We start from the raw sequence: 26,053 nt of genomic DNA, 5'->3' as shown, positions 1-26,053 counted from the left end.
TGCCTTACGCCAGCCTCGCTTGCGGCTTGAGCCGCACGTATAGGGTTTTATCGACCCGCGCGACCAGTTCGCCGGCACCATCGCGGATATCGACCTGCAAACGCGGCAGGCACTTCTTGCCGGTGGCGGTCTGCTGGCGAATGTCGTCCAGCAGCGCGTCATCGACGTGGAATTCGGCATACACCGGGCCTTTGCCCGGCGAGATGAAATCAATGCTGGCGGCCTTGTCCCAGACGATGTAATCGCGGCCCAACTGCTCAATCAGCAGCAACATGTAGAACGGGTCGACCATCGAATACAGGCTGCCGCCGAACTGGGTACCGACATAGTTGCGGTTCCAGCGGGTCAGCTTCATCGCCACCTTGACGCTGCGCATGTCCGGGCTGATGTGCTGCACACGGATCCCGGCGCCCAGGTAAGGTGGATAGAGGTTCAGCAGCCAGCGCAGCATGCGCGCCCGGCGCGCCAGTTTACGAGGGTTGCTCATGCCTGGCCCCGCGGATCGGGGCGGGTACCCAGGCCCATGGCCTGGCGGGCGAACCAGCTTTTGGCCGGCGGCAGCAGGTCGAGCCCGAGAAGGCCGAGGTTACGCCCGGCGGCGAGCAACGGCTGGTTGCTGCCGAACAGGCGCGTGACTTGGTCGGAAAAGCCGATGGTCATGGCCTGGTCCAGGCGCTGACGCTGGTGATAGGCCTGCAGCGTGGTCAGGTCGCCAGGCTGCTGCGGCCCGGCCAGCAGCGCGTCGGCCAGCGACTGCACATCGCGCAGCGACAGATTGAAACCCTGGCCGGCAATGGGGTGCAGGCTGTGCGCGGCGTTACCCAGCACCACCAGGTGCGGCCGCACCTGCTCTTGGGCTTCGATCAGTGACAGCGGGTACAGGTGCCGTGCGCCAACCTGGCGCAACGCGCCCAGGCGATAGCCAAACACGCCCTGCAGCTCACGCAGGAAACTGCGCTCGTCGATGTCGGCCAGGCGCCGTGCATCCATGCCTTGGCGTGTCCACACCAGCGCGCAGCGGTTTTCCGGCAGCGGCAGCAGGGCCATGGGGCCTTCTTCGGTGAAACGCTCGAACGCCTGGCCGCCGTGGGCTTCACCCGGGGTGATGTTGGCGATCAGGGCGCTCTGCTGGTAAGGCGTGTGGCGCACGTGAATACCCAGCTGCTCGCGCAGGCCGGAACGGCCGCCGTCGGCCAGTACCGCCAGGTCGCATGCAAGCTGGGTATCGTCATTCAAGCGCAGGCGGTAACCGCCCTCGATCGCCTGCATGGAGGTGACTTCCGCCGGGCAGCGCCAGCTCACCACCTCACTGTCCAGCCCCTGCCACAGGCATTGGCCCAGCCAGGCGTTTTCCACCACGTAGCCCAACGCTGGTACGCCTTCTTCCAGGGCATCCAGGCGAGTGGCGCCAAAGCGGCCACGGTCGGACACGTGAATCTGACGGATCGGCTCTGCACGGTGGCCGATGGCCTGCCACAGGCCCAGCTGCTGGTAGATCTGCTGGGTGCCGAACGACAACGCCGAAGACCGCGCATCGTAGCTGGGCTGGAAGCTGTCGCCGGGGGCGAACGGTTCGATCAGCAGGATCTTCCAGCCACGCGCCTTGGCCCCGGCTTGCAGGGCCAGGGCCAGGCTTGCACCAACCAGCCCACCACCGATGATCGCCAGGTTTACCCGGTTCATGCCGCGTCCTTGCGGGCGGCCTGCATCAGCGCCTCGATCTCGGCAACCGTGCGCGGCACGCCCGAAGTCAGGATTTCACAACCTTGCCTGGTCACCACCACGTCGTCCTCGATCCTTACACCAATGCCGCGCCATTTTTTGGCCACGGCCTGATTGTCGGCGCCAATGTAGATGCCTGGCTCGACGGTCAGCGCCATGCCGGGCTCCAGCACCCGCCACTCGCCGCCCACCTTGTACTCGCCCACATCGTGCACATCCATGCCCAGCCAATGCCCGGCACGGTGCATGTAGAAGGCGCGGTAGGCCTCACTGTCGATCAGCGCCTGCACCTCACCGGTGAGCAGGCCCAGCTCCACCAGGCCTTCGGTAATCACCCGCACGGTCGCCTCGTGCGCGTGGTTCCAGTGTTTGCCGGGGGCAATTTCGGCAAAGGCCGCCGCCTGTGCCTTGAGCACCAGCTCGTAGATGGCCTTCTGCTCAGGCGAAAAACGCCCGCTAACCGGGAAGGTGCGCGTGATGTCACTGGCGTAGCAGTCGATTTCGCAGCCGGCGTCGATCAGCACCAGGTCGCCATCCTTGAGCGGGGCGTCGTTCTGCTGATAGTGCAGGATGCAGCCGTTGCGCCCGGCCGCGACGATCGAGCCGTAGGCCGGCATCTTCGCCCCGCCCTTGCGGAATTCGTAGTCCAGCTCGGCTTCCAGGCTGTATTCGTGCAGCCCGGCCCGGCAGGCCTGCATGGCCCGCACATGAGCCCGTGCCGAAATGTCTGCCGCTGCGCGCATCACCTTTACTTCCGCCGCCGATTTATACAGGCGCATGTCGTGCAGCAGATGATCCAGCGCAACGAACTCGTTCGGCGGCTGCGCGCCCAGGCGGGCCTTGGAGCGGATCACGTTGATCCAGTCCATCAGCCGGCGGTCGAACTCGGCATTGCTGCCCATGGCGCTGTACACCCGCTCGCGGCCTTCGATCAGGCCCGGCAGAATCTCGTCGATGTCGGTGATGGGGAAGGCATCGTCGGCGCCAAAATCGCGCACGGCGCCTTCCTGGCCGGCCCGCAGGCCGTCCCACAGCTCGCGCTCGGGGTTGCGTTCACGGCAAAACAGCACGTACTCGCCGTGCTCACGCCCGGGGATCAACGCAATCACTGCCTCCGGCTCCGGGAAGCCGCTGAGGTACTGGAAATCGCTGTCCTGGCGGTACACGTGCTCGACGTCGCGGTTGCGGATGGCAACGGCGGCGGCGGGCAGGATGGCGATGCTGTTGGGGACCATCTGCGCCATCAGCGCCTTGCGCCGACGGGCATACTCGGCCTTGGGAATGTGGCTCATGGGCAGACTACCCCCCGGTTGATCAGTGCAGCGATGGCTTGGGCGCGGGTGCGGCCGGCTTGGCCAGCTCGGAGAACAGCAACAGCGGTGCCACGCGCAGGTATTCCATGACTTCCATGTAGTCGCTCTCGCCGTCTTCGGACTCTTCGAGCGCTTCCTGCACCTGGGAAATGGCCACCAGGTCCTGCAGCACTTCCTTGGCCTCGTCGGACAGGTCCTTGCCACCGGCATTCAGGCCAAAACCTGTAATGAAGCCCTGGCACCACTGGCCCAACGCGGTAGCGCGGTCGCTCAGTGCGGCGTCGTCGGAAGGCAACAGCAGGACGATGGCCATGTCGTCGCTGGTGAGCTCGCCCTTGACCATTTCCTGCAGGCCGACCAGGGCGTTGCGCACGGTATCACCGGGCTCGGTTTCCAGCAGCTGGGCGGCATCGGCCAGCCAGCTGTCGGCGTCAAAGCCGGCACCGGCGCAGCTGCGGCCGATCAGCAGGCCGTGCAGCTCGGCTGGGGTAACAGGGTGGCCATTGCTCGAAAGCAGCATGGCGAAGGCGATGTAGGGCGATTGGGTATTGGGCATGGGCAGCTAGGCGCCAGACGGCGCAATGACTAGAATGGAGACCTTGTATCCTAGCACCGGCAGGCGCGCCAAGACCATCGGCACTGGCCGTCGCCGCCCAGGGAGAGGCATCATCGCCAGGTGACTCAACGACGGAGCGAATCGAGTGCAACCCACGCAAGAGAACGACCTGCAGGCACTGATGAGCCGATTCGAGTTGCTGATCGAACGCGTCGAGCAACTAAAACGGCAAAATGCACTCCTAGTAGCGCAGGAAAAATCCTGGCGCGAAGAGCGCGCCCACCTCATCGAAAAGAACGAGATCGCCAAGCGCAAAGTCGAGTCGATGATTTTACGCCTCAAGGCTCTGGAGCAAGACTCATGAGTTCAAGCAATAGCGTCACCGTGCAGATCCTCGACAAGGAATACTCGATCATCTGCCCGCCGGAAGAGCGCAACAACCTGGTCAGCGCCGCCCGCTACCTGGACGGCAAAATGCGCGAGATCCGCAGCAGCGGCAAGGTGATTGGCGCCGACCGTATCGCGGTGATGGCGGCCTTGAACATTACCCACGAGATGCTGCACCGCCAGGAAGACCGCAATGAAGCGCCGGCCGGCGGCACCACCCGTGAACAGGTGCGCGACCTGCTGGAGCGGGTCGATCAGGCGCTGTCCGACGACACGGGTACCAAAATCGGCTGACATTGGTATACTGGCGCCACTCCCTGGGGGATGCGCCAGTCGGTTATGTCCCTGAGCCGATACGCACAACCACGGGGGTTGCACGCTGGGGCCGGTGTGCATGTCCGCCCGACGGAAAGCCTTAACGCCCCCTGCAATCTCCACCTTGAACTTTCGGGTTCAAGGGCTACACCGATAGCGGTCTTATCGGGGAGCCTGAATTTTCTTGCCCGCCCCTTCTGGCGGGCAATTCGTTTTGGCCGACAATGTCGGCCATCACTTCTGGGATCGCCTGTGCCATGACCGACACCGCGCCGCTCACCCGCCCCCAGCTCCGTCGCCTGCTTCGCAACGCCCGCCGCGCCCTTACCCCTGCCCAGCAACGCCAGGCCACCCTCGGCCTGTACCGCCAACTGGCGCAACACCCGCTGTTCCGCCGCGCCCGGCACATTGCCTTGTATTTGCCCAACGACGGCGAAATCGACCCCGGCCTGCTGCTGCGCGAAGCTCAGCGCCGCGGCAAGCGCACCTACCTGCCGGTGCTGCACGCCTGGCCACGTACGCGCATGGTGTTCCAGCGTTTCGAGCAGGGCGAAAAGCTCAAGCCCAACCGTTTCCGTATTCCCGAACCGGTCACCGACCGCAAGCGCCAACGGCCGATCTGGGCGCTGGACCTGATCCTGCTGCCGCTGGTCGGTTTCGATGAAGTGGGCGGGCGCCTGGGCATGGGCGGCGGCTTTTATGATCGCAGCCTGGCCTACCAGGGGCGTCGCAAAACCTGGAAGAAGCCTTTGCTGCTGGGGCTGGCGCATGAATGCCAGAAGGTCGAGCGGCTGGCGCAGGCCAGTTGGGATGTACCGCTGCAGGGGACGGTCTCGGACCGTGGCTGGTACCTGGCGCCGCGTTGAGCGGCGCCAGCGAGGGCATCAACGTTGTTGTGGCTGGCTGGCGTCGACCGGCATCTGGTAGGCGTTGTCCAGCTTGCGCTCCCAGAACCCTTGCGCATAACCGGTAGTGACCACACCCAGGCCAAAAATGAACACCAGGATCCACAGCAGATCCGGCTTTTTACGTTGATTCATCGAAGATTGCCCCCCAGGCAAACTGTTCAGTGCGCGGCGATTTTCTGGGAATCGCCAGCGCATAGCGCTTTAAACGGGGCGCATTTTCCGACAACCTGCGTCTGCACGCAAACCTTGACGCCAACCGGCTGTCGGTTTCGTGCAACAGGTTATTTCAAACCTTTTCAGGAGCAACATCCATGGCCTATTGGCTGATGAAATCCGAGCCCGACGAGCTCTCCATCGAAGCCCTCGGCCGCTTGGGCGAAGCGCGCTGGGACGGCGTGCGCAATTATCAGGCGCGTAATTTCCTGCGGGCCATGAGCGTGGGTGACGAATTTTTCTTCTACCACTCCAGCTGCCCGCAACCGGGCATCGCCGGTATTGCCAGGATCACCCGCGCGGCCTACCCCGACCCGACCGCACTGGACCCGCAAAGCCACTATTACGATGCCAAGGCCACGCCCGAGAAAAACCCGTGGAGCGCGGTGGATGTGGCCCATGTGCAAACCCTGCCTCGGGTGCTGGAGCTGGGCTGGCTGAAACAACAAGCCGGCCTGGCCGAGTTGCCGCTGGTGCAAAAAGGCAGCCGCCTGTCGGTGATGCCGGTAACACCCGAACAATGGGCGGTGATTGTCGCGTTGCGTTGAATGTGCAGCTAAGGTCAAGGGTTTGACCGATATCAACACGCCATACCGGGCCGCGCGCCATGATGTGGTGTGCATGACCGCAAGGATGCAGAACGATGAACCGATACGCCCCCAGAATCTTCGCCACCGCACTGATCGCCCTGCTGGCAACAGCCGGTGGGCTGGGGTACTGGAAATCGCTCCACGACCAGTTGCCCGAAGGCCTGAGCATGGGAAATGGCCGCCTGGAGGCCACCGAAGTGCAGATCGCCAGCAAAATCCCCGGTCGCCTGGCCGAAGTGCTGGTCGACGAAGGCGACAAGGTCACCCGCGGCCAGTTGCTGGCACGTATCGACACCCGCACCATGGAAGCCCAGCGCACCCAGGCAGAAGCCGAAGTGCTGCGCGCCCGGGAAAACTACGCAGCGGCCCAGGCGTCCGTACAGTTGCGCCAGAGCGAATTGCTGCTGGCCAGCCAGGAACTCAAGCGCGTGCGCGAAATTTTCCAGCGCAAGTACGCCAGCCAGCAATTGCTCGACCAACAGCAGGCGCGCTTCGACACGGCCAACTCGGCCGTGGTCGCGGCCCGCGCCCAGCTGGCAGCAATCAAGGCCGCCATCGGCGCCGCCGAAGCCCAGGTGGCCCAGCTCACCAGTGAAATCGACGACAGCAGCCTGCGTGCGCCCATCGACGGCATTATCCAGTTGCGCCTGGCCGAGCCCGGTGAAGTGCTGGGTGCTGGCGGCCGCGTGCTGATGCTGATCGACCCCAGCGACCAGTACATGAACCTGTACCTCCCGGCTTCCACCAGCGGCCGGCTGACGGTAGGCGACCAGGCGCGGATCGTGCTCGACGCCCTGCCCGAACGCGCCCTGCCGGCGAAAGTGGCGTTCGTTGCGGCCAAGGCCCAGTTCACCCCCAAACAGGTGGAAACCCGCGACGAGCGGCAGAAGCTGGTGTTCCGGGTAAAACTGCGCCTGACCGATCCGGGCACCGTGCCGCAGGCCAAACCGGGCATGCCTGGCGCCGGCTACGTGCGCACGGCTGAGGTGGACTGGCCGGCCAACCTGCAATGAACGCCCCGGCACTGCTGGCCGAGAGTATCAGCCACCGCTATGGCGACCTGACGGCCCTGCATACACTGGGTTTCAGCCTGCCTGCCGGTACCCGCTGCGCACTGATCGGCCCTGATGGCGCGGGCAAATCGACCCTGCTTGGGCTGATCGCCGGCGTGAAGCGCCTGCAACAGGGCGAGTTGCAGGTGCTGGGCGGCTCGATCCGCCAGCGCCGTCATCGGGCAGCGCTGTACCCGAAAGTGGCGTTCATGCCGCAGGGGCTTGGCAACAACCTGTACCCGGAACTGTCGATCAGCGAGAACATCCGCTTTTTCGCCACCCTGTTCGGGCTGGGTCGGCGCGAGTGCGAGCAGCGTATGGCCAACCTGCTGCAAGCCACCGACCTGCAGCGCTTTGCCGAGCGGCCGGCCGGCAAGCTGTCAGGCGGCATGAAGCAGAAGCTGGGCCTGTGCTGCGCGTTGATCCACGAACCGGACCTGCTGATCCTCGACGAGCCGACCACTGGCGTCGACCCGTTGTCGCGGCGGCGCTTCTGGGAGCTGGTCGAACAGGTGCGCGCACAACGCCCCCAACTGACACTGTTGGTGGCCACCGCCTACATGGAAGAGGCCGAACAATTCGAACATTGCCTGATGCTCGATGGCGGCCGCCTACTGGCCGCAGGCCCCAGCCATGAGCTGGCCGCCGCCACTCCCAGTGGCAAGCTGGACGATGCCTTCACCCACTACCAGGGCGCAGGCAAGGCGCAGCATCAACCCCTGACCATCCCGCCGCGTGAGGCCAAGGACGGCCAGATCGCCATCGAGGCCCACGACCTGACCCTGCGTTTTGGCGACTTCACAGCCGTGAACAAGGTCAGCTTCGCCATCGGCCGTGGGGAGATCTTCGGCTTTCTCGGCTCCAACGGCTGCGGCAAGACCACCACCATGAAAGTGCTGACCGGCCTGATGCCGGCCAGCGAGGGCAGCGCCAGCCTGCTGGGGCGCCCGGTGGACGCCAGCGACCTGGCCACGCGCAAGCGGGTCGGTTTCATGTCGCAGAGCTTCTCGCTGTATGGCGAGCTCAGCACCCGGCAAAACCTGGCCTTGCATGCCCGCCTGTTCGACCTGCCCAAAGCCGAAAGCGCCCAGCGCATCGACGAATTGATAGAGCGCTTCGACCTTGCCGCTATCGCCGACCAACCGTCCGGCGCCCTGCCCCTTGGCCTGCGTCAGCGCCTGTCGTTGGCGGTGGCGGTGCTGCACCGCCCGGAAGTGTTGATCCTCGACGAGCCGACCTCTGGCGTCGACCCGGCCGCCCGCGACGACTTCTGGCGCCTGCTGGTAGAGCTGTCCCGCGAGCAGGGCGTGACCATTTTCCTTTCCACTCACTTCATGAACGAAGCCCAGCGCTGCGACCGCATCTCGCTGATGCATGCCGGGCGGGTACTGGCCTGCGACACACCGGATGCCTTGCAGCGCCAGTACCACGGCGACACCCTGGAAGACGCATTCGTGCGCTGCCTGGAGCAAGCCCAGGAGCTGGCACCACAAGCCACGGACAACGCTGTGCTGGAGCAGGCCGCCACGGCCGCGCCGCCGCTGCGCCAGGGCTTCAGCCTGCGCCGCCTGCTGGCGGTGGCCAGCCGCGAGGGCAAGGAGCTGCTGCGCGACAAGGTACGCCTGGCCTTCGCCCTGCTGGGTGCGCTGTTCATGATGGTGATCTTCGGCTACGGCATTTCGCTGGATGTGGAAAACCTTGCCTTTGCTGTGCACGACCAGGACCAGAGCCCGCAAAGCCGGGCGTACCTTGAGGCCTTCCGTGGCTCACGGTATTTCGCCGAGCAGGCGCCGATCCGCGACAGCCGCGAAATGCACCAGCGCCTGCAACGCTCGGAAATCAAACTGGCGCTGGAGATTCCTCCCGGTTTTGGGCGTGACCTGTATGCCGGGCGCCAGCCGGTGGTGGCCGCCTGGCTCGACGGCGGCATGCCGTTCCGGGCGGAAACCAGCCGCAACTACGTGGAAGCCGTGCACCAGGCCAACCTGGAGCAATTGGCAAGGGCCAGCCCACAGCCGCAGGCGCGGCAGGAGCTGGTGCGCCTGGAAACGCGTTTTCGCTACAACCAGGACGTGGTCAGCGTGAATGCCATCGGCCCAGGCGTGATGGCACTGATCCTGGCCTTCATCCCGGCCATGCTCACTGCGTTGGGCATCGTCCGCGAGAAAGAGCTGGGCTCCATCACCAACTTCTATGCCACCCCCCTCACGCGCCTGGAGTTCCTGCTGGGCAAGCAGATGCCCTACCTGGCCGTAAGCCTGGTCAACCTGGCGCTGCTGGTGGCGATGAACCGCTGGCTGTTCGCCGTGCCGCTCAAGGGCAGTGTGCTGGCGCTGGCCTGCGGGGGTGTGGCCTACCTGCTGGCCACCACCAGCCTGGGCCTGCTGATCTCGGCGTTCACCCGCACCCAGATCGCGGCCATCCTGGGCACCATGATCATCACCAGCCTGCCAACCATCCAGTTTTCCGGGCTGATCGTGCCACGCTCGTCGCTGGACGGCGCAGCGGCGGTGATGGGCCAGCTGTTCCCGGCGGGCTATTTCCTCGATATCGCGGTCGGCACCTTCACCAAGGCACTGGGCCTGCGCGAACTGTGGCCGCAGTGCCTGATCCTGCTGGGCTTCTTTGCCGCGTTCACCGGCCTGAGCCTGGCCATGCTGAAGAAGCAGGAGGCCTGACATGTCGCGCCTGAACCACACCCTGCGCCTGGGCCTGAAAGAACTGACCAGCCTGCGCCACGACAGCGTCCTGCTGCTGTTCCTGCTGTATGCCTTCAGCGTGGCGATCTACATGCCGGCAGCCGGCTCGGTGATCGGCGTGCACAACGCCAGCGTCGCGGTGGTGGACGAAGACCACAGCCTGCTCTCACGCAAGCTCAGCGAAGCCCTGCAACCGCCCGAGTTCCAGCCCGCCGTGCCGCTGGCACCGGAGCACCTGGACCAGGCCATGGACAGTGGCCAGTACACCTTCGTGATCAATGTGCCGGTGAATTTCCAGAGCGACCTGTTGGCCGGGCGCTCGCCGGAATTGCAGATCAATGTCGATGCCACGGCCATGAGCCAGGCGTTCATGGGCGCTGGCTATATCGGCCGCATCTTCGAGCGTGAACTGCTCGACTACAGCCAACGCGGCAATGTGCAAAGCCCAGTGCTGATCAACCCCAAAGCGCTGTTCAACCCCAACCTGGAGGGTGGTTGGTTCCTGGCGGTGATCCAGATCGTCAACAACATCACCATTCTGGCGATCATCCTCACCGGCACCGCGCTGCTGCGTGAGCGTGAGCACGGCACCCTCGACCACCTGCTGGTGCTGCCGCTGACGGCACTGGAAATCATGCTGGCGAAGATTGGCAGCAACGCGCTGGTGGTGGTGATCTGCACGTGGATTTCGCTGGTGGTGGTGGTGAAAGGCGCGCTGGGCGTGCCGTTGTCCGGCTCGATGGGGCTGTTCCTGGGCGTGACGGCGCTGTACCTGTTCGCCAGTACCGCGCTGGGTATCTTCCTCGCCACCCTGGCGCGCTCGACACCGCAGTTCGGCCTGCTGGCGATCCCGGTGATCATCCCGATGCTGTTGCTGTCAGGCGGCAGCACACCGCTGGACAGCATGCCGCAGTGGTTGCAGTGGGTGATGCAGGGCTCGCCGTCGACGCACTTCGTCAGCCTGGGGGCTGCGATCCTGTTCCGGGATGCAGGGTGGGCGGTGGTTTGGCCGGATATCCTGGCGCTGGGCCTGATCGGCCTGGTGTTCTTCAGCGTGGCGCTGGCGCGGTTTCGTCGGAGCCTGGCGTCCTGATAACGCAGGCACCGTGGAGGCATCTGTGGGAGCGGACACGCCCGCTCCCACAATTGATTACTGCACGATCAGGTTGTTGAACAGCAAGTCTTCTACGATCGGCTTGCCCTCTTCCGCTTCCAGCACCTGCTGTACCTGCTTCAGCGCCTCCTGGCGCAGGTGTTCCTTGGCCTCGACGTTGCTCATGCTGTCCACCGTCTGCTGGGTGAACAGTGCCACCAGCTGGTTGCGGATCAGCGGTTCATGGTGCTGCACCGCCTTGGCGGCTTCATCGCCTGTCACGCGCAGGGCCACATCGGCCTTGTACACACGCAGCCGTGGGCCGCCGTCGAGGGCATAGTTGCCGACAAAGGGCGGGCTCAGGCTGATGTAGGCGACCTTGGGCGCCCCTTCCTTGGCTTCTTCGGCCATGGCCGCAGCCGGCAGCAGCAGCGCCAATACCATCAAGATCCACGCTTTCACGAATTCGCTCCTCAATACAGTTGGCGCCAGCTTACCCAGCACACCGCTCAAACCCAAGCCCGGGCTTGTGCCGGCACTTATGCCTGCACATCAGGGCGGGCCATGCTCGTTGACCCGGCAGGTGGCCCTCCTACACTTATCGGCCACTACCCGCAAAGGAATAGCCCCGATGAAAGCTGTGTTGTGCAAAACCCTGGGCCCGGCGCGCAACCTGGTGCTGGAAGACGTGGCCAGCCCGCTGCCGAAGAAGAACGAGATCCTGCTGGATGTGCAGGCCGCCGGGGTCAACTTCCCCGACACCCTGATCATCGAAGGCAAGTACCAGTTCCAGCCGCCGCTGCCATTCTCGCCGGGTGGCGAAGCGGCGGGCGTGGTGGCTGCGGTCGGGGAAAAGGCCGGAGCGTTCAAGGTGGGTGACCGGGTCATGGCGCTGACCGGCTGGGGCGCGTTTGCCGAGCAGGTGGCGGTGCCGTTCTACAACGTACTGCCGATCCCGGCGAGCATGGATTTCACTACCGCTGCGGCATTCGGCATGACCTACGGCACCTCGATGCACGCCCTGCGCCAGCGTGGCCAACTGCAAGCAGGTGAAACCCTGCTGGTGTTGGGCGCTTCCGGCGGTGTTGGGCTGGCGGCAGTGGAAATCGGCAAGGCCATGGGTGCACGGGTGATCGCGGCGGCCAGCAGTGCCGAGAAACTGGCCGTGGCCAAGGCGGCCGGGGCGGATGAGCTGATCGACTATAGCCAGGCCAGCCTGCGCGACGAGATCAAGCGCCTGACCGGCGGCCAGGGTGTGGATGTCATCTACGACCCGGTCGGTGGCGAGTTGTTCGAGCAGGCGGTGCGCGGGCTGGCCTGGAATGGCCGACTGCTGGTGGTGGGCTTTGCCAGCGGGACCATCCCGCAGTTGGCGGCCAACTTGGTATTGCTCAAGGGCGCGGCAGTGCTTGGGGTGTTCTGGGGGGCGTTTGCACAGCGCCAGCCGGAAGATAACGCGGCCAACTTCAAGCAGCTGTTTGCATGGCATGCCGAAGGCAAGTTGAAACCGCTGGTGTCGCAGATTTATCCACTGGCTGAGGCTGGAGCTGCCATCGAGAAGTTGGGGCAGCGGCAGGCTGTGGGTAAGTTGGTGGTGTTGGCCAAGTAAGATAGTTCCGGCCCTTTCGCGGGCTTGCCCGCGAAGAGGCCGGCACAGGTTTTCACACTTCCCGCAGGTTATGGCAGCGCCGGAACCGCGCCTCCAGGTTGCGATCGGGCATCTGGTGGCTGCGCAAGGCATTCAACGTCTGTTCCACGTAGTCCCGCGTGGTGCCATAACGCCCCTTGGCACTGGCCAGAATCTGGCTGAGCAAGGTATCTGGCAAGTTCCCCGCATAGCACGGCAAATGCCGCTCCAGCACAAAGCCTAAAGCCTGCACCTTGCTACCATCGCCCAGCCGGCAGGTGAGCCAGTGCGGTCGGTATGCCGGGTACGGCATCTCGCGCTGCCACAGGGCCATCAGCGAGTCATCCAGGTTGCTTTCATCCAGCCGGTAGGCAAAGCCGCTGCAGGAACCGCCACGGTCCAGGCCAAACACCAGCCCGGGCGTTTCCGGGGTACCGCGGTGTTCGTGCGACCACAGGTACAAGCCCCGGTGATAGCCATGTACCCGCGCGCGCTGGCGTTCTACCGAATTGCACTCCGGCCGCCAGATCAACGAACCATAGGCAAACAACCACACCGGCCCACCCTGATGGCGCGACATGGTCGTCTTCATCGAGTTGAACAACTGGTCGTGAGTATGTTGCTGACCGAAGTCGAGTGCCGGAGGATATGAAACTTCCCAGGACATACTTTCAAGTGCCGACATAAGCTGCCGCCATTATCCCTGTGAACTACGGATGTAGCGAGATTCGATTACGCTGCGGCCCAAGGCCTCTATACCAAGGGCGCTTGCAGTAACCATAGGCCAGAACGGCAGGAATACTCAAGCCCTCGCGTCAGTGTTTCATGCACGGTTCCGACGACTGGGAAGTACTGTTTCAACAGCTGTGAAAGTTATTAGCCAAGGCGGTAACAATTACCGCCTTATACCCACACTTTCAAACTTCGGTTATTAACCGCGCGGTGCGTAGGCAAACACATCCGCACGCATGCGGTGTGCATCCATGCCGGCTTCGACCAGGGCGTCGAGGGTGGCGTAGATCATGTTTGGTGAACCACTGGCATACACATGTACGGTGTTGAGGTCGGCAATGTCCTCGCAAACCGCTTCGTGCAACATGCCGCAACGGCCTTCCCAGCCGCACAGGTCGCTGACAACCTGATGCAGGAACAGGTTGGGCAGGCGCTGCCATTCATCCCAGTGCTCGATCTGGTAGAAGTCTTCGGGCCTGCGCACGCCCCAGTACAGGTGCACCGGGTGCTTGAAGCCCTTGGCCCGGCAATGCTCGACCAGGCTGTGCATCTGGCCCATGCCGGTACCCGCGGCGATCAGCACCAGCGGCCCATCCGGCAGCTCGGCCAGATGAGTGTCGCCGAATGGCATTTCGATGCGCGCCAAACCGTCACGCTTGAGTTGCTCGATCAGTTGCAGCGCACTGGGCTCACGCGCCAGCACATGCAGCTCCAGCTCACGACCGCCGTGGGGCGCGGAGGCCAGCGAGAAGGCCGCCTGCTTGCCGCCCTCGCGCTCGATCATCAGGTATTGCCCGGCGTGGTAACGCGGCGGCTTGCCAGCTGGCGCGCGCAAACGCACCCGCCACACGTCGCCACCGACGTCGACGCACTCGCTGACGCTGCACGCCAGCTTGCGCACTGGCAGCTCGCCCAGGGCGAGCACACCGTCCCAGAGCAACACACAGTCCTCCAGCGGTTCGGCAATGCAGGTGAACAACTCGCCATGGTCGCGGACTTCGCCATCCTGGCGTACCCGGCCTTCGACCAACAACGCGGCGCAAACATGGCAATTGCCATTGCGGCAGCTGTTCGGGCAGTCATAGCCCAACCGCCGCGCTCCATCCAGGATCCGTTCCCCGGGTTCGAGCGCCAGCACCGCCCCGGACGGCTGCAACGTTACCTGCATCAATCTATTCCCAACTGATCCCACAGCTCATCGATACGGCGGGTGACGGCTTCGTCCTTGACGATGACACGTCCCCATTCGCGTGTAGTCTCGCCCGGCCACTTGTGCGTGGCGTCCAGGCCCATCTTCGACCCCAGCCCCGATACCGGCGACGCGAAGTCCAGGTAGTCGATCGGCGTGTTGTCGATCATCACCGTATCACGCTTGGGGTCCATGCGCGTGGTAATGGCCCAGATCACATCGTTCCAGTCACGGGCGTTGATATCGTCATCGGTCACAATAACGAACTTGGTGTACATGAACTGTCGCAGGAACGACCACACACCCAGCATCACGCGCTTGGCGTGGCCCGGGTACTGCTTCTTCATGGTCACCACCGCCATACGGTACGAGCAGCCTTCCGGCGGCAGGTAGAAGTCGGTAATTTCCGGGAACTGCTTCTGCAGGATCGGCACGAACACTTCGTTCAACGCCACACCGAGGATTGCCGGCTCATCTGGCGGCCGGCCGGTGTAGGTGCTGTGGTAGATCGGCTTTTGCCGGTGAGTGATGCGCTCGACGGTGAACACCGGGAAGCTGTCCACTTCGTTGTAGTAGCCGGTGTGGTCGCCGTACGGGCCTTCCGGGGCCATTTCGCCCGGGTGAATCACACCTTCCAGGATGATTTCGGCGGTGGCCGGCACCTGCAGGTTGCTGCCACGGCACTTGACCAGCTCGGTGCGGTTACCGCGCAGCAGGCCAGCGAAGGCGTACTCGGAGAGGGTGTCCGGCACCGGGGTCACGGCACCAAGGATGGTCGCCGGGTCAGCGCCCAGCGCCACGGCAACCGGGAACGGCTGGCCGGGGTTTTTCTCGCACCACTCGCGGTAGTCGAGGGCGCCACCACGGTGGCTGAGCCAGCGCATGATGACCTTGTTGCGGCCGATGACCTGCTGGCGGTAGATGCCCAGGTTCTGGCGGTCCTTGTTCGGGCCACGGGTAACCGTAAGGCCCCAGGTGATCAGCGGCGCCACATCGCCGGGCCAGCAGTGCTGGATCGGCAGTGCACCGAGGTCGACATCGTCACCCTCGACCACCACTTCCTGGCACACCGCGTCCTTGACCACCTTCGGCGCCATCGACACGACCTTCTTGAAGATCGGCAGCTTGGACCAGGCATCCTTCAGGCCCTTCGGCGGCTCGGGCTCCTTGAGGAACGCCAGCAACTTGCCGATCTCGCGCAGTTCGTCGACCGATTCGGCGCCCATGCCCATGGCCACGCGCTCTGGCGTACCGAACAGGTTACCGAGTACCGGGATGTCGAAGCCGGTGGGCTTTTCGAACAGCAACGCCGGGCCCTTGGCACGTAAGGTGCGGTCGCAGACCTCGGTCATTTCCAGGACGGGGGAAATCGGAACCTGGATGCGCTTGAGTTCGCCGCGCTGCTCCAGGCCACGGATGAAGTCGCGCAAGTCGCGATACTGCATGCATGAGCCTCGTGTTGGCCGTATCGGTCGGGGGTGCAGAGTGTAGCGCCGTTCGGGCTTGGTTTGGGGGCAAAATGCATTGGGGCAGGATCAGGCAGCTTACTTACGCCTCATCGATTGTGCGAGACCACCTTCGACAGCCCAATGCCAAGTGCTTGCAGCACCTTCAGCACGGTCGACAACTTTGGGTCGCCGTCCACTGCCAACGCCCGATAGAGGTTGGGGCGCGCAAGACCGGTAGCCTGAGAAAGGTTACCCATACCGCCGCGCGCTTCAGCCACGCGCCGGACTGCTGTCAGAAATCCTGCAGCCCCGCCAGGCTCATCGATTTCCTCAAGCGCCACGGCGACATAATCGATGGCAAAGGACTCGTCGTTGCGGAGCATTTCGAGAACACTCTCTTCATGAGAACGTGTGCCGGTCATAGCGTTACCTTGTGCCTGCGCCAAAGAGATCTGGCTTGTTCAATATCAGCCTGCTGCCGGTCTTTCGACCCTCCCCCGAGCAGGAAAATTATCCTACGCCCAATGGTGGCGTAATAGATGCGATAGCCTGGCCCGAAATCCAGTTTCATCTCGAACACGCCATCACCCACTGGCTCGGTCACGCCAAAGTGGCCCTGCGCTGCCCGGTCGACCCTCGTAGTGATTCGCGCTTTCACCCTTGTGTCGCGAATGGTGTCCAACCATGCCTGGTAGATATCCAGGCCATTGGTGGATAGAACGTGATGAACTGCGTACATCCATAATGTACCTTAAAAGAGACAATTCCGTGTCGATATTTTGGCCAGCTTGCTAAGCACGCTGGTTTTGGGCGGGAGATTGAGGGAAGGACAAGGCAGCCCGCAGGCAGCAGGGTGGCCTGCATTCAGGATTCTGGCGAACGGACTTTTGTGACAAACAGCAAAAAGCCGGGTTTCCCCGGCTTTTTGTGTGCTCAGACGAAGCTTACTTGCGCTTCATCGACAAGAAGAACTCGTCGTTGGTCTTGGTCTGCTTGAGCTTGTCGACCAGGAACTCGATGGCGGCGATTTCGTCCATTGGGTGCAGCAGCTTGCGCAGGATCCACATACGCTGCAGTTCGTCGTCGGCGGTCAGCAGCTCTTCGCGGCGGGTACCGGAACGGTTGATGTTGATGGCCGGGAACACACGCTTCTCGGCGATGCGGCGGTCCAGTGGCAGCTCCATGTTGCCGGTGCCCTTGAACTCTTCGTAGATCACTTCGTCCATCTTCGAGCCGGTTTCGACCAGCGCGGTGGCGATGATGGTCAGCGAGCCGCCTTCCTCGATGTTACGCGCAGCACCAAAGAAGCGCTTCGGCTTCTCCAGGGCGTGGGCGTCGACACCACCGGTCAGCACCTTGCCGGAGCTCGGGATCACGGTGTTGTAGGCCCGCGCCAGACGGGTGATGGAGTCCAGCAGGATGACCACGTCCTTCTTGTGTTCGACCAGGCGCTTGGCCTTTTCGATCACCATTTCGGCAACCTGCACGTGGCGGGTTGGCGGCTCGTCGAACGTGGAGGCAACCACTTCGCCGCGCACGGTGCGCTGCATTTCGGTCACTTCTTCCGGGCGCTCGTCGATCAGCAGGACGATCAGGTGGCACTCGGGGTTGTTACGGGTGATGTTCGCCGCGATGTTCTGCAGCATGATCGTCTTGCCCGCTTTTGGCGGAGCAACGATCAGGCCACGCTGGCCTTTGCCGATCGGGGCGCACAGGTCGATGACGCGACCGGTCAAGTCCTCGGTGGAGCCGTTACCGGCCTCCATCTTCAGGCGCTTGTTCGGGAACAGCGGCGTCAGGTTTTCGAACAGGATCTTGTTCTTCGCGTTTTCCGGGCGGTCGAAGTTGATGGTGTCGACCTTCAGCAGGGCGAAGTAACGCTCCCCTTCCTTCGGTGGGCGGATCTTGCCGACGATGGTGTCGCCGGTACGCAGGTTGAAACGGCGGATCTGGCTGGGCGAGACGTAGATATCGTCTGGGCCGGCCAGGTAGGACGCATCAGCCGAACGCAGGAAACCGAAACCATCCTGGAGAATCTCCAGCACGCCGTCACCCGAGATCTCTTCGCCGCTTTTCGCGTGCTTCTTCAGCAGGGCGAAAATCACGTCCTGTTTGCGCGAACGGGCCATGTTTTCGATGCCCATCTGTTCGGCCATTTCCAAAAGATCGGTAATCGGCTTTTGCTTGAGTTCAGTCAGGTTCATAAGGGGAGTGACGTAATCATGTAAGAAGGGAGAATTAAGCTTCTGGCTTAATGAGGCCGCGCCGCTAGATGGCGACAGGATCGCGTACTGATTCGAATTAGGGATGCTTCGGCGACGGCGTGTAGAGGGCACTGGAAAAGCAGTGCGAGGCCGAATGTAACACTTGCTTTTTTCTGCGTCTAGTGCTCTGAAAAAGAAAAGCCCCGCATTTGCGGGGCCTTTTCACATCACAGGTGAGCGTCGAGGAACGCGGCCAGCTGCGATTTGGACAGAGCGCCAACCTTGGTGGCTTCGACGTTGCCGTTCTTGAACAGCATCAGCGTCGGGATACCACGCACGCCGTGCTTGGCCGGGGTTTCCTGGTTCTCGTCGATGTTCAGCTTGGCGACGGTCAGTTTGCCCTCGTAGGTGGCAGCGATGTCGTCCAGAACCGGAGCGATCATCTTGCATGGGCCGCACCATTCAGCCCAGTAGTCGACCAGCACCGGGCCTTGAGCCTGCAGTACGTCGGCGTCGAAGCTGGCGTCGGTGACGTGTTTGATTTTGTCGCTCATGGAAATCTCCAAGGTCGTAAGCAATAAAAAACGTTGCCCATCATAGCCGCCCCTGCCGTCTACAGGAAGCTGCGGACGATTGAGTGTAACTATAGTTGTGCAAGACGCCGCGAATCGAAACTGTCATACAGCCGTCATAGAATCGAATGGCACATTGCCTTGCATCAAGGCCAGCACACCGGCTGCGTGTCACGCGTTGGCGACAGCCTGCTATCGTGGCACGATTGCCGGGTTAACGACCGAGAACAACCAGATCATGCCGCATACCATCGCGAAGAACCTGTCCCTGATCGCTGCCATCGACCTTGGCTCCAACAGTTTCCATATGGTCGTGGCCAAGGCCCACCATACCGAAATCCGCATTCTCGAGCGGCTGGGCGAGAAGGTTCAACTGGCCGCCGGCATCGGCGAGGACCGCCTGCTTAGCGAAGAAGCCATGGAGCGGGGCCTCGAATGCCTCAAGCGCTTCGCACAGCTGATCAACGGCATGCCGGCCGGCGCCGTGCGTATCGTCGGTACCAACGCCCTGCGCGAAGCGCGCAACCGCAACGTATTCATCCAGCGCGCCGAGGCCATTCTCGGCCATCCGGTGGAGGTGATCTCCGGCCGTGAAGAAGCGCGCCTGATCTACCTGGGTGTGTCGCACACCTTGGCCGACACCCCAGGCAAGCGCCTGGTGGCCGACATTGGCGGCGGCAGTACCGAATTCATCATCGGCCAGCGCTTCGAGCCGCTGCTGCGCGAAAGCCTGCAAATGGGTTGCGTCAGCTTCACCCAGCGCTACTTCCGCGACGGCAAGATCACCCCGGCCCGCTACGCCCAGGCCTACACCGCCGCGCGCCTGGAGCTGATGAGCATCGAGCACGCCCTGCACCGCCTGACCTGGGACGAGGCCATTGGCTCGTCCGGCACCATCCGCGCCATCGGCGCCGCCATCAAGGCCGGCGGCCTGGGCAATGGCGAGGTCAACGCTGAAGGCCTGGCCTGGGTCAAACGCAAGGTGTTCAAACTGGGCGAGGTCGACAAGATCGACTTCGACGGCGTCAAACCGGACCGCCGCACCATCTTCCCGGCAGGCCTGGCGATTCTGGAGGCGATCTTCGACGCCCTGGAACTGCAGCGCATGGACCACTGCGACGGCGCACTGCGCGAAGGTGTGCTGTTCGACCTGCTCGGCCGTCACCACCATGAAGACGTGCGCGAACGCACGTTGAATTCGCTGATGGAGCGCTACCATGTGGACCAAGGCCAGGCCGCGCGCGTCGAGCGCAAGGCGCTGCACGCCTTCGACCAAGTGGCCGAAGCGTGGGACCTGAAAGACGGAAACTGGCGCGATCTGCTTGGCTGGGCGGCGAAAGTGCACGAAATCGGCCTGGATATCGCCCACTACCACTACCACAAGCACGGCGCCTACCTGATCGAGCACTCCGACCTGTCGGGCTTCTCCCGCGAGGACCAGCAGATGATGGCCTTGCTGGTGCGTGGCCACCGCCGCAACATCCCCAAGGACAAGTTCGCCGAGCTGGGTGAAGAAGGTATCAAGCTACTGCGCCTGTGCGTGCTGTTGCGCTTCGCCATCCTGTTCCACCACATCCGTGGTAACCAGCAGATGCCGAAAGTAGAACTCAAGGCTGCCGATGACAGCCTCGATGTCGCCTTCCCGGAAGGATGGCTGGAACAGAACCAGCTGACCCAGGCCGACTTCGCCAACGAGGCGGAGTGGCTGGCCCGGGTCGGCTTCGTCCTCAGCGTACGTTGAGGAGCGGGTTGCTCAGGCGCTCCAGCAGGGTCGCCTGGGCACTGCGCGGGTTCTGGTTGCCGGTTGGCGTGCTGCGCACGTAACGCCCGTCTGGCTGCAAGGTCCAGGCGTGGGTGTTGTCGGTCAGGTAGCCTTCCAGCTCCTTCTTCACCCGCAGCAACAGCTTCTTGCCTTCCACCGGGAAGCAGGTCTCCACACGCTTGTCGAGGTTGCGCTCCATCCAGTCGGCGCTGGACAGGTAGATCTGCTCTTCGCCGCCATTGAGGAAGTAGAACACCCGCGTGTGCTCCAGGAAGCGGCCGATGATCGAGCGCACCTGGATGTTGTGCGAAACCCCCGGAATGCCTGGGCGCAGGCAGCACATGCCACGCACTATCAGGTCGATCTTCACGCCCGACTGGCTGGCCTTGTACAGCGCCTTGATGACCTTGGCGTCGGTCAGTGAGTTGAACTTGGCAATGATGTGCGCCGGCTTGCCTTCGAGGGCGAACTGGGTTTCCCGCGCGATCATGTCGAGCATGCCCTTCTTCAGGGTGAACGGCGCGTGCAGCAGCTTTTTCATGCGAAGGGTCTTGCCCATGCCGATCAGCTGGCTGAACAGCTTGCCGACGTCTTCGGTGAGGGCGTCGTCAGAGGTGAGCAGGCTGTAGTCGGTGTACAGGCGGGCGTTGCCGGCGTGGTAGTTACCGGTACCCAGGTGCGCATACCGCACGATCTCACCCTGTTCGCGGCGCAGGATCAGCATCATCTTGGCGTGGGTCTTGAAGCCGACCACGCCGTAGATCACCACCGCACCGGCCGCTTGCAGGCGGCTGGCCATCTGCAGGTTGGACTCTTCGTCGAAGCGCGCACGCAATTCGATCACCGCCGTGACCTCCTTGCCGTTACGCGCCGCGTCCACCAGGGCATCGACGATTTCCGAGTTGGCCCCGGAGCGGTACAGGGTCTGGCGCACGGCCAATACGTGTGGATCCTTGGCGGCCTGGCGCAGCAGGTCGATCACCGGGGTGAAGGACTCGAACGGGTGCATCAGCAGGATGTCCTGCTTGCCGATCACGCTGAAGATGTTGTCGGCGTTCTGCAGCAGTTTGGGAATCGCCGGGGTGAATGGCGTGTATTGCAGCTCCGGGTGGCTGTCCAGGCCGGTGATGCTGAACAGGCGGGTGAGGTTGACCGGGCCATTGACCTGGTACAGCTCGCTTTCGCTGAGGCTGAACTGCTTGAGCAGGTAGTCCGACAGGTGTTTCGGGCAGGTGTCGGCCACCTCCAGGCGCACGGCGTCGCCGTATCGGCGCGAGAACAGCTCGCCGCGCAGGGCGCGCGCCAGGTCGTCGACTTCTTCGGAGTCCAGCGCCAGGTCGGCGTTACGGGTCAGGCGGAACTGGTAGCAGCCCTTCACCTTCATGCCCTGGAACAGGTCGTCGGCATGCGCATGGATCATCGACGACAGGAACACGTAGTTGGCGCCTGGGCCACCGACCTCTTCCGGCACGCGGATCACCCGCGGCAGCAGGCGCGGGGCCGGGATGATCGCCAGGCCGGAATCACGACCGAAGGCATCGACACCTTCGAGCTCGACGATGAAGTTGAGGCTCTTGTTCACCAGCAGCGGGAACGGGTGGGTCGGGTCGAGGCCGATCGGGGTGATGATCGGGGCGATTTCGTCGCGGAAATAGCGGCGCACCCAGGTCTTGAGCTTGGGCGTCCAGTAACGGCGGCGAATGAAGCGGATCTGGTGTTTTTCCAGCTCAGGCAACAGCACGTCGTTGAGGATCGCGTACTGGCGCTCTACCTCGATGTGCACCAGCTCGCTGATGCGCGCCAGCGCCTGGTGCGGCTGCAGGCCGTCGGCGCCAGCCTGTTCACGGGCGAAATTGATCTGTTTCTTCAGGCCGGCGACGCGGATCTCGAAGAACTCGTCGAGGTTGCTGGAGAAGATCAACAGGAACTTGAGGCGTTCGAGCAGCGGGTAGTTCTCGTCCAGTGCCTGTTCCAGCACGCGAATGTTGAACTGCAGCTGCGAGAGCTCGCGATGAATGTACAGGCTGCTGTCGTCCAGGCCAGGGACGGCGATTGCCGGGGCAGGCGCGGGCGCCGGGGCCACAGGCTCCGCCACCAGTTCCGCTGCGGGCTCCGGCTCGGGTGCCGGCGGCAGGTCTGGTGGGGTCTGGACCATCTCTTCCGGGAGCTCATGAGCTTCCTTGATCACGACAGGGGTGAGCACTTCGTTATTCATCTGGCGTTCCTGAGGACGTTAACGCCCTATCATCAATTGAGCGGCAAGATAAGCGCCCATTATGACGCCTGTGTTACACACCAGGGCAAGCCATGGCGCGTGCCTTCCGGCATTGTCTGAGTAGGGATTGTTCATGTCGAGACACATTTGGACACTTTCACGAACGCGCGCGAAGGGGTAGGCTGCGCGTTCATTTCGCCAGCACCTCAGAAAATGCTTCAACAATTCCTGCAGGATTTCGGCTACTTCGCCCTTTTTCTAGGCACCTTCTTCGAAGGCGAGACCATCCTGGTGCTTGCGGGATTCCTTGCGTTCCGCGGTTACATGGACATCAACCTGGTGTGCCTGGTGGCCTTCTTCGGCAGCTACGCCGGCGACCAGCTGTGGTATTTCATGGGCCGCCGCCACGGGCGCAGGATCCTGGCGCGCAAGCCGCGTTGGCAGGCCATGGGTGACCGGGCGCTGGACCACATCCGCCGCCACCCCGATATCTGGGTGCTGAGTTTCCGCTTCGTTTATGGCCTGCGCACGGTCATGCCGGTGGCCATTGGCCTGTCGGGCTACCCGCCGCGCCGCTACCTGCTGCTGAACGGCATTGGAGCGGCCATCTGGGCAATAGCCTTGGGCGCCGCTGCCTACCACTTTGGCGCCATCCTCGAAGGCCTGCTGGGCAACGTGAAGCGTTACGAGCTATGGGTGCTCGGTGGCCTGCTGGCGCTGGGTGGCCTGCTGTGGCTGCGCCGGCGCTTCCGCACCCTGCGTGCGGAGCGCAAGGCGGCGGGCCAGGCCCAGGCCCCAGAGGCTGAGCAGGCTGTAAGCCACGAGCAGGAACCAGGCCAGCGGCACGACCACCGTTAAGCCCAAAGCGCCGGCCAGGTACAATGCCGGCGCATTCAACAGCAGCCGCGCCAGCTCCAGGCGCGCAGCCCAGCGCCGGTTTTCCAGCAACGCTCCCAATACGAACAGACCAAACGCCATCAGCGACCAGCCGAGCACCAGCGCGGCGGCCGGCACGCGTTCGGCCACGTCCATCAAGTAGCTGCCCAAGGCCACATAAACCACAAACTGCGCCGCCACGTAGGCTTGTTGCGCACGGCCCAAGGCAATCTCGAACTTGCGAAACAACGCCAGGTCCTGCTTGGCCTGCGGGTAGCGCGCGGCCACATCGGCTGGGCGCCAGCCAGTGGGCATGAACCAGATGCGCAGCTTGTCCCACAGGCTTGTGGTGCGCCTGGCGTCATGCCAGAGCTGGGCGTAGAACTGCAGATTGGCCCACAGCGGGTTCCAGCTGGCCAGCGGCGTGGTCACCCCGAACACCACCGGCTCAGCCGGGTCTTCCTCCTTGAAGGTGCCGAACAGACGGTCCCAGAGAATGAACACACCGCCGTAGTTGCGATCCAAGTAAGCAGGGTTTTGCGCATGGTGGACGCGATGGTTGGATGGCGTAATCAGCACCCACTCGAGCCAACCGAGCTTGGGAATGTGCCGGGTATGTACCCAGAACTGGTACAGCAGGTTGAGCGAGGCCACAGTGACGAACACCAGCGGTGGCCCCCCCAGCAGCGCCAGCGGCAGGTAGAAGATCCACGAGAAGATGAACCCGCTACTGGTCTGGCGCAGTGCAGTGGTCAGGTTGTACTCCTCGCTCTGGTGATGCACCGAGTGCGCCGCCCACAGCACATTGCGTTCGTGACCCAGGCGATGCAGCCAGTAGTAGCAGAAGTCGTACAGGACGAAGGCCAGCAACCACACCCACCAGGCATCGGGCGGCAAGCGCAGCAGTGCCAGGTGCTCGAAGGCCAGGGCATAGGTCACCAACCCCACGCCCTTGGTCAGCAACCCGGTGCTGGTCGACAGCGCGCCGGTGCTCAGGCTGTTGATCGAATCGGCCAGGGTGAAGTTGCGCTGGCCACGCACACGGTCGGCCACCAGCTCCACGGCGATCAGCACGAAGAAGAACGGCACGGCCAGCAGTATCAGGTCCATGGGCGCGGTCTCAAGCGTTATCCCACAAGATTAGGCCGCACCCGCAGGAAACCCTATGGCGACATCTGCCAAACTAGAGGACATTTAGCGCCTCGACTCAGGAGTAGTGAACATGACAAAAAAAGTAGCGGTGATTCTTTCCGGCTGTGGCGTGTATGACGGCGCCGAGATCCACGAAAGCGTGATCACCCTGCTGCGCCTCGACCAGCGCGGTGCTCAGGTGCAGTGCTTCGCGCCGAACATTGCGCAGATGCATGTGATCAACCACCTGACCGGCGAAGAAATGCCCGAATCACGCAATGTGCTGGTGGAATCGGCGCGCATTGCCCGCGGTGAGGTCAAGGACATCCGCGAAGCCAAGGCCGAAGACTTCGATGCGCTGATCGTGCCTGGCGGTTTTGGTGCAGCGAAAAACCTGTCCAACTTTGCCGTGGAAGGCGCCAACTGCACCGTCAACCCGGACGTACTGGCCCTGGCCGAAGCCTTCGCCGGCGCCTGCAAGCCGGTCGGCCTGATCTGCATCTCGCCGGCACTGGCGGCGAAAATCTACGGGCCGGGCGTGGTCTGCACCATCGGTACCGACGCAGGCACTGCGGCAGCCGTGACGAAAATGGGCGGCACCCATGAAGAGTGCGATGTGCACGATATTGTCGAAGATACCCAGCGCAAACTGGTGACGACACCGGCGTACATGGAGGCCAAGTCGATCAGCGAAGCGGCTGGCGGGATCTACAAGCTGGTGGACCGGATCTTGGAACTCACGCACGAGTAAGTCCCGCCGGCGCAAAGTCCAGAATGCGGCGCGGCCTTCTGTGGGAGCGGCCTTGTGTCGCGAAAGGGCCGCAACGCGGCCCCAGGATGTCAGCTTCGCCGCATTGATTGCCGGGGCCGCTTCGCGGCCCTTTCGCGACACAAGGCCGCTCCCACAGAGAACCGCATTGCACTTCAGGATTTGGACAGCCGAGCAATGATCCGGTCCAGCGCATTGGCAAACGCCTGCTTGTCGCGCTCGCCATAGGCCGCCTGCCCTCCCCCCACCTGGCCCTGCTCACGCAGCTCGGTAAACAGGTTGCGCGCCGCCAGGCGGTCGCCCATGTTGCGTTCGTCGAATTCGCGCCCGCGCGGGTCCAGCGCCGCCACGCCCTTTTTCACCAGGCGGTCAGCCAACGGCACATCACTGCAGATCACCAACTCACCCGGCACAGCGTGCTCGACCAGGTAATCATCGGCTGCATCCATGCCGCTGGGCACCACGATCAACCGCACGATCGAGAACGCCGGCTTGGCGACGGCCTGGCCCGCCACCATCACCACTTCGAACTTGCGCTTGAGGGCGAACTTGACGATCAGATCCTTGGCCGCCTTGGGACAGGCGTCGGCATCGATCCATACACGCATCGGACTACTCTTCATGAATTCAAGGCCCCCATCATGCCTCAAGCCCGGTGAAAACTGCAGCCGCCCGGCATG

At 63.2% G+C, this 26,053-nt stretch carries 26 protein-coding genes, 1 other RNA gene and 1 pseudogene; 12 read left to right on the top strand and 16 right to left on the bottom strand.

Annotation, left to right across the window (positions count from 1 at the left end):
* Window positions 1–4 precede the first annotated feature (4 nt).
* From A0O30_RS16660 to A0O30_RS16645, 4 genes are read right to left on the bottom strand one after another with little or no spacing between them, the layout of a single operon-like run.
* Complete coding sequence (locus A0O30_RS16660; RefSeq protein WP_060498144.1) at window positions 5–487, bottom strand: DUF4442 domain-containing protein; 483 nt, start codon at window positions 485–487, stop codon at window positions 5–7.
* The gene (ubiH, locus tag A0O30_RS16655) at window positions 484–1,683 is read right to left on the bottom strand and encodes a 2-octaprenyl-6-methoxyphenyl hydroxylase (RefSeq protein WP_105947216.1); all 1,200 of its coding nucleotides are present in this window, start codon (window positions 1,681–1,683) and stop codon (window positions 484–486) included. Before ubiH ends, A0O30_RS16660 begins: the two co-directional genes overlap by 4 nt.
* Window positions 1,680–3,014, bottom strand: a complete 1,335-nt coding sequence (pepP, locus tag A0O30_RS16650) for a Xaa-Pro aminopeptidase (RefSeq protein ID WP_105947215.1) — start codon at window positions 3,012–3,014, stop codon at window positions 1,680–1,682. The genes ubiH and pepP overlap by 4 nt, the downstream gene beginning before the upstream one ends.
* Before the next feature lie 22 nt (window positions 3,015–3,036).
* A complete protein-coding gene (locus A0O30_RS16645; RefSeq protein WP_060498147.1) occupies window positions 3,037–3,591 on the bottom strand; it encodes a YecA family protein in 555 nt (184 codons plus the stop codon).
* Window positions 3,592–3,772: 181 nt separating this feature from the next.
* Between A0O30_RS16645 and A0O30_RS16640 the strand changes: the two genes are divergently transcribed.
* The 4 genes from A0O30_RS16640 to A0O30_RS16625 all read left to right on the top strand — a co-directional run bounded on the left by A0O30_RS16640 (window position 3,773) and on the right by A0O30_RS16625 (window position 5,159).
* Entirely contained in the window at window positions 3,773–3,955 is a 183-nt protein-coding gene (locus A0O30_RS16640) for a TIGR02449 family protein (RefSeq protein WP_029886233.1), read from the top strand.
* On the top strand, window positions 3,952–4,272 hold the full coding sequence (locus A0O30_RS16635; RefSeq protein ID WP_019098106.1) for a cell division protein ZapA: 321 nt from the start codon (window positions 3,952–3,954) through the stop codon (window positions 4,270–4,272). The genes A0O30_RS16640 and A0O30_RS16635 overlap by 4 nt, the downstream gene beginning before the upstream one ends.
* A gap of 17 nt (window positions 4,273–4,289) precedes the next feature.
* Window positions 4,290–4,469, top strand: a non-coding RNA gene (gene ssrS / locus A0O30_RS16630) — 6S RNA.
* 81 nt (window positions 4,470–4,550) lie between these two features.
* Window positions 4,551–5,159 (top strand): 5-formyltetrahydrofolate cyclo-ligase, encoded by a 609-nt coding sequence (locus A0O30_RS16625; RefSeq protein WP_016712613.1) that lies wholly within the window; start codon window positions 4,551–4,553, stop codon window positions 5,157–5,159.
* Between the two features lie 18 nt (window positions 5,160–5,177).
* On the opposite strand, the gene A0O30_RS27865 is transcribed toward A0O30_RS16625, so the two are convergent.
* Window positions 5,178–5,333: a hypothetical protein gene (locus A0O30_RS27865; RefSeq protein ID WP_164525190.1), complete on the bottom strand. Its 156-nt coding sequence runs from the start codon at window positions 5,331–5,333 to the stop codon at window positions 5,178–5,180.
* A gap of 179 nt (window positions 5,334–5,512) precedes the next feature.
* Between A0O30_RS27865 and A0O30_RS16620 the strand changes: the two genes are divergently transcribed.
* The 4 genes from A0O30_RS16620 (at window position 5,513) to A0O30_RS16605 (ending at window position 10,848) form a co-directional block, all read left to right on the top strand.
* Window positions 5,513–5,962, top strand: coding sequence for an EVE domain-containing protein (locus tag A0O30_RS16620; protein ID WP_025752145.1), 450 nt, complete (start codon window positions 5,513–5,515; stop codon window positions 5,960–5,962).
* A gap of 95 nt (window positions 5,963–6,057) precedes the next feature.
* Window positions 6,058–7,017 carry an HlyD family secretion protein gene (locus A0O30_RS16615; protein WP_060498148.1) on the top strand — a complete coding sequence of 320 codons (960 nt, stop codon included), beginning with the start codon at window positions 6,058–6,060 and terminating at the stop codon, window positions 7,015–7,017.
* Window positions 7,014–9,734: a ribosome-associated ATPase/putative transporter RbbA gene (gene rbbA, locus A0O30_RS16610; RefSeq protein WP_105947214.1), complete on the top strand. Its 2,721-nt coding sequence runs from the start codon at window positions 7,014–7,016 to the stop codon at window positions 9,732–9,734. Before A0O30_RS16615 ends, rbbA begins: the two co-directional genes overlap by 4 nt.
* Window position 9,735: 1 nt before the next feature.
* The gene (locus A0O30_RS16605; RefSeq protein ID WP_105947213.1) at window positions 9,736–10,848 is read left to right on the top strand and encodes an ABC transporter permease; all 1,113 of its coding nucleotides are present in this window, start codon (window positions 9,736–9,738) and stop codon (window positions 10,846–10,848) included.
* 57 nt (window positions 10,849–10,905) lie between these two features.
* Here A0O30_RS16605 and A0O30_RS16600 read toward each other — a convergent pair whose 3' ends face one another.
* Complete coding sequence (locus A0O30_RS16600; RefSeq protein WP_016712618.1) at window positions 10,906–11,310, bottom strand: flagellar basal body-associated protein FliL; 405 nt, start codon at window positions 11,308–11,310, stop codon at window positions 10,906–10,908.
* Window positions 11,311–11,479: 169 nt separating this feature from the next.
* On the opposite strand from A0O30_RS16600, the gene A0O30_RS16595 reads away from it, so the two are divergent.
* A complete protein-coding gene (locus A0O30_RS16595; protein ID WP_105947212.1) occupies window positions 11,480–12,457 on the top strand; it encodes an NADPH:quinone oxidoreductase family protein in 978 nt (325 codons plus the stop codon).
* A gap of 52 nt (window positions 12,458–12,509) precedes the next feature.
* Here the strand turns inward: A0O30_RS16595 and A0O30_RS16590 are convergent, their stop codons facing one another.
* The 7 genes from A0O30_RS16590 to trxA form a co-directional block, all read right to left on the bottom strand.
* Complete coding sequence (locus A0O30_RS16590) at window positions 12,510–13,160, bottom strand: gamma-glutamylcyclotransferase (RefSeq protein ID WP_016712620.1); 651 nt, start codon at window positions 13,158–13,160, stop codon at window positions 12,510–12,512.
* Between the two features lie 246 nt (window positions 13,161–13,406).
* Window positions 13,407–14,375 carry a CDP-6-deoxy-delta-3,4-glucoseen reductase gene (locus tag A0O30_RS16585; RefSeq protein WP_060498152.1) on the bottom strand — a complete coding sequence of 323 codons (969 nt, stop codon included), beginning with the start codon at window positions 14,373–14,375 and terminating at the stop codon, window positions 13,407–13,409.
* Window positions 14,375–15,841, bottom strand: coding sequence for a 4-hydroxy-3-polyprenylbenzoate decarboxylase (ubiD, locus tag A0O30_RS16580; protein WP_016489755.1), 1,467 nt, complete (start codon window positions 15,839–15,841; stop codon window positions 14,375–14,377). Before ubiD ends, A0O30_RS16585 begins: the two co-directional genes overlap by 1 nt.
* A 110-nt stretch (window positions 15,842–15,951) precedes the next feature.
* The gene (locus A0O30_RS16575) at window positions 15,952–16,266 is read right to left on the bottom strand and encodes an addiction module antidote protein (protein ID WP_105947211.1); all 315 of its coding nucleotides are present in this window, start codon (window positions 16,264–16,266) and stop codon (window positions 15,952–15,954) included.
* Window positions 16,263–16,583, bottom strand: a complete 321-nt coding sequence (locus tag A0O30_RS16570) for a type II toxin-antitoxin system RelE/ParE family toxin (RefSeq protein ID WP_105947210.1) — start codon at window positions 16,581–16,583, stop codon at window positions 16,263–16,265. Before A0O30_RS16570 ends, A0O30_RS16575 begins: the two co-directional genes overlap by 4 nt.
* A gap of 205 nt (window positions 16,584–16,788) precedes the next feature.
* Complete coding sequence (gene rho, locus A0O30_RS16565; protein WP_003253661.1) at window positions 16,789–18,048, bottom strand: transcription termination factor Rho; 1,260 nt, start codon at window positions 18,046–18,048, stop codon at window positions 16,789–16,791.
* A gap of 227 nt (window positions 18,049–18,275) precedes the next feature.
* Complete coding sequence (gene trxA / locus A0O30_RS16560; RefSeq protein ID WP_016712622.1) at window positions 18,276–18,602, bottom strand: thioredoxin TrxA; 327 nt, start codon at window positions 18,600–18,602, stop codon at window positions 18,276–18,278.
* Between the two features lie 256 nt (window positions 18,603–18,858).
* Here trxA and ppx point away from each other — a divergent pair, with 256 nt between their 5' ends.
* Complete coding sequence (gene ppx / locus A0O30_RS16555; protein WP_105947209.1) at window positions 18,859–20,361, top strand: exopolyphosphatase; 1,503 nt, start codon at window positions 18,859–18,861, stop codon at window positions 20,359–20,361.
* On the opposite strand, the gene ppk1 is transcribed toward ppx, so the two are convergent.
* On the bottom strand, window positions 20,348–22,597 hold the full coding sequence (ppk1, locus tag A0O30_RS16550) for a polyphosphate kinase 1 (RefSeq protein ID WP_105947208.1): 2,250 nt from the start codon (window positions 22,595–22,597) through the stop codon (window positions 20,348–20,350). The two genes, ppx and ppk1, sit on opposite strands and share 14 nt — an antisense overlap.
* A gap of 213 nt (window positions 22,598–22,810) precedes the next feature.
* On the opposite strand from ppk1, the gene A0O30_RS16545 reads away from it, so the two are divergent.
* On the top strand, window positions 22,811–23,455 hold the full coding sequence (locus tag A0O30_RS16545; RefSeq protein ID WP_177410283.1) for a DedA family protein: 645 nt from the start codon (window positions 22,811–22,813) through the stop codon (window positions 23,453–23,455).
* A 501-nt stretch (window positions 23,456–23,956) separates the two neighbouring features.
* On the opposite strand, the pseudogene A0O30_RS28020 reads toward A0O30_RS16545, so the two are convergent.
* Window positions 23,957–24,583 (bottom strand): annotated as a pseudogene (locus A0O30_RS28020) (sterol desaturase family protein); the annotation flags it as partial.
* Window positions 24,584–24,695: 112 nt separating this feature from the next.
* On the opposite strand from A0O30_RS28020, the gene elbB reads away from it, so the two are divergent.
* Window positions 24,696–25,355 carry an isoprenoid biosynthesis glyoxalase ElbB gene (gene elbB / locus A0O30_RS16535; protein ID WP_105947206.1) on the top strand — a complete coding sequence of 220 codons (660 nt, stop codon included), beginning with the start codon at window positions 24,696–24,698 and terminating at the stop codon, window positions 25,353–25,355.
* A gap of 173 nt (window positions 25,356–25,528) precedes the next feature.
* On the opposite strand, the gene A0O30_RS16530 is transcribed toward elbB, so the two are convergent.
* The gene (locus tag A0O30_RS16530) at window positions 25,529–25,981 is read right to left on the bottom strand and encodes a YaiI/YqxD family protein (RefSeq protein WP_105947205.1); all 453 of its coding nucleotides are present in this window, start codon (window positions 25,979–25,981) and stop codon (window positions 25,529–25,531) included.
* Window positions 25,982–26,053: the final 72 nt, after the last annotated feature.

It is taken from the genome of Pseudomonas sp. LLC-1 (assembly GCF_002992185.1).
In the GTDB taxonomy this organism is placed as follows: Bacteria; Pseudomonadota; Gammaproteobacteria; order Pseudomonadales; family Pseudomonadaceae; genus Aquipseudomonas; species Aquipseudomonas monteilii.
Note: the sequence above shows the minus strand (reverse complement) of the source record. Positions and strands in the feature narration are given on the sequence as shown.